This is a genomic window from Actinomadura sp. NPDC048394 (genome assembly GCF_040651755.1).
In the GTDB taxonomy this organism is placed as follows: Bacteria; Actinomycetota; Actinomycetes; order Streptosporangiales; family Streptosporangiaceae; genus Spirillospora; species Spirillospora montaniterrae.
The window spans coordinates 17370-28044 of the sequence record NZ_JBEZJL010000112.1 but is presented as its reverse complement, the minus strand read 5'-3'; the positions used below and the strand labels follow the sequence as shown (position 1 = coordinate 28044).

9 protein-coding genes are annotated in these 10675 nt (G+C 72.3%); 4 read left to right on the top strand and 5 right to left on the bottom strand.

Annotated elements, in window-relative coordinates:
* Positions 1-96 precede the first annotated feature (96 nt).
* The gene (locus AB0C78_RS46635) at positions 97-1344 is read right to left on the bottom strand and encodes an MFS transporter (protein WP_360761393.1); all 1248 of its coding nucleotides are present in this window, start codon (positions 1342-1344) and stop codon (positions 97-99) included.
* A 55-nt stretch (positions 1345-1399) separates the two neighbouring features.
* Between AB0C78_RS46635 and AB0C78_RS46630 the strand changes: the two genes are divergently transcribed.
* Positions 1400-2365, top strand: coding sequence for an ArsR family transcriptional regulator (locus AB0C78_RS46630; protein WP_360761391.1), 966 nt, complete (start codon positions 1400-1402; stop codon positions 2363-2365).
* Between the two features lie 58 nt (positions 2366-2423).
* On the opposite strand, the gene AB0C78_RS46625 is transcribed toward AB0C78_RS46630, so the two are convergent.
* Positions 2424-3233, bottom strand: a complete 810-nt coding sequence (locus AB0C78_RS46625) for a hypothetical protein (RefSeq protein ID WP_360761389.1) — start codon at positions 3231-3233, stop codon at positions 2424-2426.
* 131 nt (positions 3234-3364) lie between these two features.
* On the bottom strand, positions 3365-4720 hold the full coding sequence (gene tnpB / locus AB0C78_RS46620) for an IS607 family element RNA-guided endonuclease TnpB (RefSeq protein ID WP_360761395.1): 1356 nt from the start codon (positions 4718-4720) through the stop codon (positions 3365-3367).
* A gap of 86 nt (positions 4721-4806) precedes the next feature.
* Here tnpB and AB0C78_RS46615 point away from each other — a divergent pair, with 86 nt between their 5' ends.
* The gene (locus tag AB0C78_RS46615) at positions 4807-5772 is read left to right on the top strand and encodes a 4-hydroxy-3-methylbut-2-enyl diphosphate reductase (RefSeq protein WP_360761387.1); all 966 of its coding nucleotides are present in this window, start codon (positions 4807-4809) and stop codon (positions 5770-5772) included.
* Between the two features lie 125 nt (positions 5773-5897).
* Here AB0C78_RS46615 and AB0C78_RS46610 read toward each other — a convergent pair whose 3' ends face one another.
* On the bottom strand, positions 5898-6443 hold the full coding sequence (locus AB0C78_RS46610) for a DUF6542 domain-containing protein (RefSeq protein ID WP_360761385.1): 546 nt from the start codon (positions 6441-6443) through the stop codon (positions 5898-5900).
* Positions 6444-6499: 56 nt separating this feature from the next.
* Complete coding sequence (locus AB0C78_RS46605; protein WP_151545983.1) at positions 6500-7849, bottom strand: DNA recombination protein RmuC; 1350 nt, start codon at positions 7847-7849, stop codon at positions 6500-6502.
* A gap of 154 nt (positions 7850-8003) precedes the next feature.
* On the opposite strand from AB0C78_RS46605, the gene ychF reads away from it, so the two are divergent.
* Positions 8004-9095, top strand: a complete 1092-nt coding sequence (ychF, locus tag AB0C78_RS46600) for a redox-regulated ATPase YchF (protein WP_360761383.1) — start codon at positions 8004-8006, stop codon at positions 9093-9095.
* Between the two features lie 520 nt (positions 9096-9615).
* Positions 9616-10659: a conjugal transfer protein gene (locus AB0C78_RS46595; protein WP_360761382.1), complete on the top strand. Its 1044-nt coding sequence runs from the start codon at positions 9616-9618 to the stop codon at positions 10657-10659.
* Positions 10660-10675 lie beyond the last annotated feature (16 nt).

Below are 10675 nucleotides of genomic sequence, written 5' to 3'. Positions count from 1 at the left end.
CCCATCCCCTTCCGACCCGTTCCCCCCCCCCCGGTCTGGCCCCGGCCCCGTTTACCCCCGCGGGGGCCACCGACGCGTCGCGCCGCCGCATCGGTGTCACCCCGGTTCCGGCACCGCGAACGGACGGTGCGCCGCCGCCCAGCGGACAGCCGGGAGGAACGCGACCGCCGTCACCAGGAAGACCGCCCCGAACACGACCCAGCCGGCCATGCCGTGGCGCAGCGCCGTCTGCGTGACCACGAGCGGGCCCAGCAGCACCCCGGCCGCGAAACCGCTGTTGAAGACGCCCTGGTAGACGCCGTGTGCTCGCTCGTCCGCCAGCTCGTAGCTGAGCGCCCACGTGCCCGCCGCGCACAGCACCTCGCCGACCGTCTGGACCGCCAGCGCCGCCACGATCAGCAGCGACGCCGTCCACGGATCCGGGCCCTTGGCCAGCCCGAACAGCAGGCAGCCGACCGCCATGAGCGTCCCCGCGCGCAGGCACGCCCGGGCCGCGACCCGCGGGTCCTCGACGCCGCGGCTCATCCGCACCTGCAACGCGATGACCATGGCCGTGTTCAGCACCAGGCACGCCGAGACGAGCAGCCGCGGCGCGTGCGTGTCCCGCGTCACCCACAGCGGGACGCCGACCTCCAGGATCCCCTGCTGCAGCACCAGCACCCCGCCCAGCACGGTGATGACCAGATACGGGACGTCGGTCAGCGCTCCGAAACCGGCACGGCCTGGCGCCGCGTCCCGCACCGCGCGCCCCGCCGGCACCCTCGCCAGCAGGAGCGCCGCCCCCGCGAACGTCACCGCGTCGAGCACCACGACCGTCCGGTAGGCGGCCGGGGTGTCCACGACCAGCGCCACGGACGCCAGCGCCGCCCCCACGCCGACGCCGGTGTTGGTCATCATCCGCAGGAACGCCCGCCCCGGCATCCGCAGCTCGGCGGGCAGCGCGTGCGCGACCAGCGCGTTGCGGACGGCGCTCGCGCCCCGGTCCAGGAACGTGACGCCGCAGATCAGCGGCACCGCCGCCCAGAACGACCGCACCTGCGTGTAGCCGAGGATCAGCACCCCCTCCGCGCCCAGCAGCGCCACCACCGTCGGACGCGCCCCGAACCGGTCGGCGACCCGGCCCATCGGCACCCCCGCCGCGATCCCGAACACCCCGCCCAGCGCCAGCGCGACGCCGACCTGGGACGGCGACATGCCGACCGCCCGGGTGAACAGCAGCGCGCTGGTGGTCATGAACAGGCCGTTGCCGAGCGTGTTGACCAGCATCGCCGCGGACAGCACCCGGATCACCGGATGCCGCGCGAGGCCCGCGACGCTCGGGGACCGGGAGGAGGTCGTCGTCATGCGCCCATCCCAACCGCGCGGCCCGCCGGCGGGAATGGATTTACGCTATTGCTCAATGTACGAGTTCAGACTCGGCGTCCAGGACCTCGCCGAGACGTCGTTCGGGATGTCGCCGCTGTTCGAGCTGGTGTTCAGCCTGCGTCCCCGCGTGTTCCCGGGCAAGCACCCCGAGCACCTGCCCTGGGTCCGGGAGACCGCCGCCGCCTACGCCCGGCTCGACACCGACCTGCTGGACGTCCTGCACGCCCCGCACGGCTGGATCCCCGACTTCCTCACCCCGCGCCCGTCCGGCATCGGCAACGAGATCGCCGACGACCTCGCCGTCCTGCGGGAGACGCCGCCCGACATCGTCCGGCACGACATCACCGCCGCGTACCGGCACGTCCCCGTCCCGCCGGTGCTGAGCGGCGATCCGTCCGCCCTCCTCGACCGGATCTGCACCGCCTTCGAGGCGTACTGGGACGCCTGCGTCGAGCCGTACTGGACGAGGATGCGGGCCGTCCTGGAAGCCGACCTCGTGCACCGGGCGCGGCGTCTGACCTTCGGCGGAGCCGCCGCCCTGTTCGCCGAGCTGGACGACCGGATCACCTGGACGCCGGGGCTCGTCCGGCTCGCCGTCCCCTCCGGCCTCGTGCCCGAACGCGCCGTGGACGTCGCCGGACGCGGGCTCGTCCTCGTCCCGTGCCTGTTCCTGCGCGGCGCGATCACCATGATCGACGAACAGGGCCCGCCGCCGCTGATCTGCTACCCCGCGCGCGGCCGCGGCGCGATCTGGGAGCACACCGCCCCGGCGGGGCCCGCCGCGCTCGCCGGGATCGTCGGCGCCCGCCGCGCGGAACTGCTGGTCATGCTGGCCGCCCCCGCGTCCACCACGGACCTCGCCCGGCGGCTCGGCGTCACCCCCGGCGCGATCAGCCACCACCTGACCGCCCTGCACGCCGGAGGCCTCCTGAACCGCACCCGCGCCGGCCGTTCCGTCCTCTACATGCGCAGCCCCCTAGGCGACAGCCTCGTCCGCTAAACACGCCGAGGCCCGCCCGGCACCCGGCCGGACGGGCCTCGACACCCGCACTACCGGATCAGTTGAGCCCGTTCAGCTTGGCGATCCGGTTCTCGTACATCTTGATCACTTCGGGGCGGGCGGCGTGCTTGCGCTCGTACTCGCGCAGCAGCTTCACCTGGTCCGCCGACAGCCCGCGCAGCCGCGCGCGCAGCTGCGGCAGCGTGGCCTCGTCGTAGTTCGGCACCGGCAGGCCCTCCGCCGCCCGCTCGGCCTCCGCCGGCGCGGCCGGCCTCAGCTCGGGCTTCGGGTCGAACGGCCCCTCGTCCGCGGCCTTGCCCGCGCGCGACGCGGGCGTCGGGTCCGCCTCCGGGACGGGGTTCGGAGCGGGCTCGGCCTGCGCCTCCGGCTCCGGACGCGGCTCGGCGGGCTTCGGCTCCGGCGCGGGCTTCGCGACCGGGGCGTCGTCCTGGGCGGGCTTCGGCGCGGGCTTCGCGGCCGGCTTGCCGACGGAGATCTCCCCGTCGGCGGCGCGGCGCTGCGCCGTCCGGACCGTCCCGCGCTCCGCCGCCGGCCTGGCCGGCCGGGTGCGGGTCCGCGGCCGCGGCTCCGGCTCCGGCTCCTCGTCCCCGCCGCGGACCGTCTCCACGACCTTCCCGACGACCTTCTCCGCGGTGTGCCGGACGTCGTCGCGCAGCCGGCCGATCACCGGGCCGACGCCGTCGCCCTCGGTGATCTCCTTGTAGTCGCGGCTCACCCGGTCGCCGAGCAGCAGCGCCCGGCCCACACCGAACATGGCCAGCCGGACGGCGTGCAGCGGGAGATCGCGGACCTGCTCGCCCACCGCGTCCTGGACCTGCTGCTTGAGGCGGCGCGGCGATCTCGTCATGGTCATCCTCTTCCTGCCGTCCTGATCACGCACATGCGGCAATAGTCTTCTCGTGTCTCACTCTGCCCCATGGGTGCGAGCAGGGTCACCCCGGGTTAATGGAATTCTGTCCAAAAGCCGCGTGGAGTGGGTCACACAGCGGGCTTCACCAGAGCTTTACCGTCATCCGCGTGTGGCGGATGCGAGCATCTGCCACACGGGACGGCCGTCGCTTGCGCGGCGGCGGTCCCGGTCTGATCCACGCGGGGCGTGGTGCCGGGTTCCTGTTTCGCGGGCGGTCGCCCGGCTGGGCCGGGTCTGACATCGCCTCCGCAGGCGTTTTGGCTCTCCGCCCCACTGGCGGCGAGGTCGCGCAGGTTGATCGCGGCGTTGACGTCACGGCCCAACACCAGGCCGCACGCCTCACACCGATAGGTCCGCTCGGACAGGAACAGGCTTGGCTTTCGCCCACCACAGCCCGAGCAGGTCTTCGAGGACGGGAACCAGCGATCGGCTACGACCAGCCGTCCGCCGTTCCACCTGGTCTTGTACTCCAGCATGCGCCGCGCCGCGCCGAAGCCCTGGTCGGAGACCGCGCGGGCGAGCCGGCGGTTGGCGAGCATGCCGGTGACGTTGAGGTCTTCGACCACGACGGTCTCATAGCGGGCGGCCAGGTGCGTGGTGGCCTTGTGGAGCGCGTCCGACCGGATGTCGGCGACGCGGGCGTGGTGGCGGGCGAGCCGTCTGACGGCCTTGGCGCGGTTGGCCGACCCGTGCTGCGTGCGTGAGTGGGCTTTGCTCAGCCGCTGGAGTTTCCGCAGCCCCGCCCGCAGCGCCTTCGGGCCGGCGATCTCCGTCACGCCGCCGCGGTCGTCGACGGCGGTCAGCAGCGTCGCGACGCCCAGGTCGACGCCCACGGCGCTGCCTGGCCGGACGTGCCGCTCCGGAACGCGCCGGTCGACCTGCACCGTGAACGACACGAACCAGCGGTGCGCGGTTCGCGACACTGTGGCCGACAGGATCCGCGCCGTCCCGTTCTCCAGGCGGCGGGCCAGTTTGCGGGTGGACTCGTGTGTGGCGATCATCCCCAGCCGCGGCAGGGGCACCGTTCGGCCCGCGCATCGCATGACCCCCGAACCGAATCGGAACGAATCCCGGCACCTGCCTCGCTTCTTGAACCGGAGAAACCCCAGGCGGCCCCCTTTACCCAGACCCTTGCGGGACCGGACGAACTCGCGCAGTGCCCGCTCCAGATCTCGGAACGCCTCCTGATACACGCACTTGGAGTTCTCACCCCACCACGCCAAAGCAGGGTCGGTCTTCTTCACGACGTTCCACAGCCGATGCAACTCCATCGCCGACCACCACTTGCCTTCGGCGTCGTAGCGGTTACGGCACGCGGCCAAGGCCCAGTTCCAGGCGAACCGTGCCGCCCCGGCATGCGACCGCAGCGCCCGCGCCTGCCGAGGGGCCGGGTCCAGCGCGAACCGGTACGCATGTGTAACCATCACGATACGAAACGTAGTCGATGCCTCTGACAAGACGCGGCGGGTGGGCGGCGCCGGTGACGCGGGGCGGCTCGTACGATGGGGGCATGACCGCCAACAGCCAGCGCCGTGTCCTGCTCGCCAAGCCGCGTGGTTACTGCGCGGGCGTCGACCGCGCCGTCCAGACGGTCGAGATCGCCCTGGAGAAGTACGGGGCGCCGATCTACGTCCGCAAGCAGATCGTGCACAACGTCCACGTCGTCAAGACGCTGGAGGAGCGCGGCGCGATCTTCGTGGACGAGACCGAGGAGGTCCCCGAGGGCGCGATCGTGGTGTTCTCCGCGCACGGCGTCGCCCCCGTCGTCCACGACGAGGCGAAGAGCCTGGACCTGCGCACCATCGACGCCACGTGCCCGCTGGTGACCAAGGTCCACAAGGAGGCCGTCCGGTTCGCCGCGCAGGACTACGACATCCTGCTGATCGGCCACGAGGGCCACGAGGAGGTCATCGGCACCACCGGCGAGGCGCCCGACCACATCCACCTCGTCGACGGCCCCGACGACGTCGCCAACATCACCGTCCGCGACCCGGAGAAGGTCGCGTGGCTGTCGCAGACCACCCTGTCGGTGGACGAGACGATCGCCACCGTCGAGAAGCTCCGCGAGCGGTTCCCCAAGCTGACGGACCCGCCGTCCGACGACATCTGCTACGCCACCCAGAACCGGCAGACCGCCGTCAAGGAGATGGCCGCGCAGTCCCAGCTCGTCATCGTGGTCGGCTCCACGAACTCCTCCAACTCCGTCCGGCTCGTCGAGGTCGCGAAGGAGCACGGCGCCGACGACGCCCACCTCGTCGACTACGCCGAGCAGATCGACCCGGCCTGGCTGGAGGGTGTCGACGTCGTCGGCGTCACCAGCGGCGCGTCCGTCCCGGACGAGCTCGTCCAGGGCGTCCTGGCGTGGCTGGCCGAGCGCGGCTACGGCGAGGCGGAGGAGATCGAGTCCGTCGAGGAGCGGATGCGCTTCTCCCTGCCGAAGGAGCTCCGCAAGGATCTGCGCGTCACACCCGTCTAAGCGCCGCCCCTTCGCTCCGCTGGCGCTCCGCTCCGGGCGTCGCTCAGTCGAGTCATTGTGGGGAGGTCCCCACGCCCCCGAGCGGGTCGACTGAGCGCCGCCCTCCGCTGCGCTCCGGGCGGCGCTCAGTCGACGTCGCCGTGGTGCAGGTGGCGCTCGGCGGTCGTGGTGGGGGACTCGTCCCACCGGACGGGGTTCTCGTTGTCCTCCTTCTCGAACAACCGGACCCCGACGAGCTTGCCGCGCAGCTCCCGGACGTTCGCCGGCAGCCCGCGCACCATCGTGATCACCAGCACCAGCAGCGTGCCGAAGAACAGCCACGGCGCCGTCGACGCCAGCGACGTCAGCAGGCCGACGGTGAGGGCGCGCAGCAGCGAGCCGTGCCCCAGCGCGTCCGCGATCTCGGCCAGGACGGTCGCGAAGAAGAACACCAGCGGCGGGCTCACCGCGATCGTCAGCAGGTCGGCGGGGCGGGTGGCGAACGCGGCGAGCGCGCAGGCGATCGCGAAGCCCGCCCCGGCCAGCAGCCCGACGCCGAGCCACCGCGACAGCAGCGCGCACACCAGCGCCGCGCCGAACATGAGCACGACGCCGCCGCGTCCGGTGAGGGTGACGGCGCCCGACCCGGCGGCGTGCGAACGCGGCGAGGAAGCGGCGCGCTGACGTCCCACTGGACCCCCTGAGGCCGGCGAGGCGCCGCCCGGCGCGTCGCGTGCCGTCGATGAGCTCATGGCCACCTCTCTCGCCGATCATCCTGATCAGGGATGGCCCGTCCGCCGAAACCTACCGGTTCCGAGGCGGCGCCAGGCCGAGGCCGCTCGTCGTCGTCGGAGGCGCCGCGACCGGAGAGCCCCCGGTCGTTAGGACGGTCCTCGTGCGCCGTCAGTTCGGCCGCGGAGAGAGCGCGCGGGCTCTCCTCCACCGGCTGAGGGCCGTCCAAGGACTCGTCTATGACGCCCAGCTCGTTCAGCTTGCGGGCACTGACCAGCACCCGCGTCTCCAGGGAGCCCACCGTCCGGTTGTAGGACTTGATGGCGCCGGTGAGGGCGCGGCCCAGCTCGTCCACGTGCTGGCCCATGGTGCCGAGACGCTCGTACAGCTCCTTGCCCAGCTCGAACACGGCCCGGGCGTTGCGTGAAAGCGCGGCCTGCTGCCAGGCGTACGACGCCGTCCGCAGCATGGTGATCAGCGTGGTGGGCGTCGCGATGTGGACGCGGCGGCGCATCGCGTACTCCAGCAGGCCGGGGTCGCGGTCCAGCGCGGGCGCGAGGAACGCCTCGCCGGGGATGAACAGCACGACGAACTCCGGCGCCGGGCTGAACGCCTGCCAGTACGCCTTGGCGGCGAGCCGGTCGACGTGGTCGCGCAGGTGCCGGGCGTGCGCGTCCAGCCGGACGGGGTCGCCGGTCTCGGCGGCCTGCAGGTACGCGGCGAGCGACACCTTGGAGTCGACGATGATGTTCTTGCCGCCGGCCAGCCGCACGACCATGTCCGGACGGACCGTCCCGTTCACGGTGGCCGAGCTCGCCTGCTCGTCGAAGTCGCAGTGGTGCGTCATCCCGGCGAGCTCCACGACCCGCCTGAGCTGCAGCTCGCCCCATCGCCCGCGCGCCTCCGGCCGCTGCAGCGCCCGGACGAGCCCCTGCGTCTCCCGGCGCAGCTGGTCGGAGCTCTGCCGGACGAAGTCGACCTGCTTGGCGAGCATCGCGTGCGACTCGCGGCGGCCCGTCTCGACCTCGCGGAGCTGCTCCTCCACCTTGGAGAGGGTCTCCTTCAGCGGCGCGACCAGGTGCTCGACGGCCTGCTGGCGGCGCTGCAGCTCGCCCGCCGCCTCGACGCCCGCCGCCTTCAGCCGGGCGTCCGCGAGCTCCAGGAACCGCTGGTTGCTGGCGTCGAGCGCCTTCGCCGACAGGTTCTCGAAGTGCTCGGCCATCCGCTCCTCGGCGTAGGCGAGCTTCTCCTCCGCGGCCCGCGCCCGCGCGATCAGCGCGCCCTGCCGGCTCGTCGCCAGCGCGTACCCGGCGACGACGCCGAAGACGGCGCCGACGAGCAGTCCGGCGAACAGCGCGAGGTCCATTACTTCATCGTGACAGCGGACTCGCGAAGCGCGACCGCGACGCGCCGGAATGCCCGCCGGAACGGACAATCGACTCACTGTTCGCCAACGGGCCGCGGCGCGGCCGCCGTCCGGGCAGCCCGGGGGGTCCCCGGGGTCCGTAAACTTGACGGCCGTGAGCCTCTCCATCGGAATCGTCGGGCTGCCCAACGTCGGCAAGTCCACCCTCTTCAACGCGCTGACCAAGAACGACGCGCTCGCCGCCAACTACCCGTTCGCGACCATCGAGCCCAACGTCGGCGTCGTCGGGGTGCCCGACCCCCGGCTCGGCGTGCTGGCCGAGCTGTTCGGCTCCCAGAAGACCATCCCGGCGACGATGGAGTTCGTCGACATCGCGGGCATCGTCAAGGGCGCGTCCGAGGGGCAGGGCCTCGGCAACAAGTTCCTCGCCAACATCCGCGAGACCAACGCGATCTGCCAGGTCATCCGCGTGTTCGAGGACCCCGACGTCACGCACGTGGACGGCGACGTCGCGCCGTCCCGCGACATCGAGACGATCAACACCGAGCTGATCCTCGCCGACCTCCAGACGATCGAGAAGGCGCTGCCGCGCCTCGACAAGGAGGCCCGGACGAAGAAGGACAAGGAGAAGCTCGCCGTCGTCGACGCCGTCAACGCCGCGCAGAAGCTCCTCGACGACGGGATCACGCTGTTCGCGGGCGCCGAGAAGGCCGGCATCGACCTGGCGCTGCTGCGCGAGCTGCACCTGCTCACCGCCAAGCCGTTCCTCTACGTCTTCAACCTGGACGAGGGCGAGCTGACCGACGAGGGGGTGCGCGGCCGGCTCCGCGACCTGGTGGCGCCCGCCGAGGCGGTCTTCCTGGACGCCAAGATCGAGGCGGAGCTGATCGAGCTGCCCGACGACGAGGCGCTGGAGCTGCTGCAGGGGATGGGCCAGGAGGAGTCGGGCCTGTCGCAGCTCGTCCGGATCGGCTTCGCGACCCTCGGCCTGCAGACGTACCTGACCGCCGGCCCCAAGGAGTCGCGGGCCTGGACGATCCGCAAGGGCGCCACCGCGCCCGAGGCGGCGGGCGTCATCCACACCGACTTCCAGCGCGGCTTCATCAAGGCCGAGATCGTCTCCTTCGACGACCTCACCGAGGCGGGCTCGATGGCCGCCGCCCGCACCGCCGGCAAGGTGCGCATGGAGGGCAAGGACTACGTGATGCAGGACGGCGACGTCGTCGAGTTCCGCTTCAACGTCTGACCGGCCCCGGCCGCGCCGCGTCGCGCTATGCCGAGCCGTGCCGCGCGCCGGTGATGCCAGGCCCCACCCGCCGGGTGGGGCCTGCCGTGCGTCGGGGGCTTGTGTGATTTGCGATACAGGTGTTGCATGTGGGGCCACGCCCCGACACCCCCGCGTGCTCTGTGCCGATATGTCGCATAGTCGACACTTTGCCGGATTCCTTCGGGAACAGATTGCGGTCGGAACGGTCACCCGGTAACCAAGCAACTGTCGAGTCGCGCCGCTTGCCGGAAACCTGGTCAGGCGCACCGTTCGGAGCCTTGGATAGGGGATCGTCACCGTTTGGCAATCTTCCCCGTTCCTGTTGAGCTGGATTGCATTATCCGCAACCGCGTGCCGGGGGTGTGCTTCGCCGCGATGCGCTGGAACAATTGACGCTCGTGGTTACGCTGGGCCCGGGGTGGGGTTCAGAAAGGACCACCGCGACAGGACCCAGGCAACAGACCGCGCCGACCGGGGGCGAGGCGCGAGCGGAGGCAGGATGGCTCGCAGGTCGGCCGTAGGACGCGGCCGTGACACGGCCGTGGTCGAGGAGACGGCGGCGCCCGCGGCGCTCGCCGCGTCCGCCGACCCGTGGGACGCGCCCGCGCCCGAACGGCGCCGCGGCCGCTCCGGCGGCAGCGGCGGCGGCTCGCGCGGCGGCGGCCGCTGGGGCGGCTCCGGCGGCCGCTGGTGGGTGTGGGTCGGGCGCGCCGTGCTGTGGGCCCTCATCCTCGTCATCCTCGTCAACGGCATCCGCGCCCCGTTCGAACGCTTCACCGCCAAGGACGGCGACTCCGCCGGCACCGGCGCCACCCCGAAACCCGGAAAGGGCACCGGATTCCCGAGCAGCGCCGCCGGCGCGTTCGCGCTCCAGTTCGCCAACGTCTACCTGAACTACGACCAGAAGAACGCGCCCGCCCGCGAAGCGCAATTGCGCACCTTCCTGCCCGACGGCGCCGACGCCCAATTCGGCTGGAACGGCGTCGGCACATTGCAGGTCCAGTCCGTGCAGGTCGCCGGAGTCGACGCCCGCGACGCGCACGACGGCACCGTCACCGTCCTCGCCCGCACCGCCGACAAGTGGCTCCGCCTTTCCGTTCCCGTCTACGCCGCCGACGGCGGCGCGCTCGTCGTCTCCGGACGGCCCGCGCTTCTCCCGCCGCCCACCAAGGCCGCGCTCCCGCAGGGCGGCGTCCAGGACCGCGACACCGCCCTGGAGAACGAGCTCCAGCCCTTCCTCGGTACGTTCTTCCAGGCGTACGCGTCCGGCAACCAGGCCGCCCTGTCGCGCTTCAGCGACGGGACGCCGATCGCGGGCCTCGCCGGCTCCGTCAGCTACGTCCAGGTCAAGGAGGTCGTCGCACCGAAGGGCGCCGCCGACGAGCGCACCGTCACCACGACCGTCGGCTGGCAGCTGCCCGGCGGCGCGGGCGCCGGCGGCGGCGGCGAACTCGACCAGGCCTACGAGCTCACCGTGGTGAAGAAGGGGACGACCTGGTACGTCAGAGACATCCGCGGCACCACGGAGCCGAACGCATCATGACCGCAACCCCCACGAC

Bases quoted from the DNA above. Each gene is read 5' to 3' on its own strand.
- AB0C78_RS46635 (WP_360761393.1), bottom strand. From the start codon at position 1,344: ATGACGACGACCTCCTCCCGGTCCCCGAGCGTCGCGGGCCTCGCGCGG.
- AB0C78_RS46630 (WP_360761391.1), top strand. From the start codon at position 1,400: ATGTACGAGTTCAGACTCGGCGTCCAGGACCTCGCCGAGACGTCGTTC.
- AB0C78_RS46625 (WP_360761389.1), bottom strand. From the start codon at position 3,233: ATGACGAGATCGCCGCGCCGCCTCAAGCAGCAGGTCCAGGACGCGGTG.
- tnpB (WP_360761395.1), bottom strand. From the start codon at position 4,720: ATGGTTACACATGCGTACCGGTTCGCGCTGGACCCGGCCCCTCGGCAG.
- AB0C78_RS46615 (WP_360761387.1), top strand. From the start codon at position 4,807: ATGACCGCCAACAGCCAGCGCCGTGTCCTGCTCGCCAAGCCGCGTGGT.
- AB0C78_RS46605 (WP_151545983.1), bottom strand. From the start codon at position 7,849: ATGGACCTCGCGCTGTTCGCCGGACTGCTCGTCGGCGCCGTCTTCGGC.
- AB0C78_RS46595 (WP_360761382.1), top strand. From the start codon at position 9,616: ATGGCTCGCAGGTCGGCCGTAGGACGCGGCCGTGACACGGCCGTGGTC.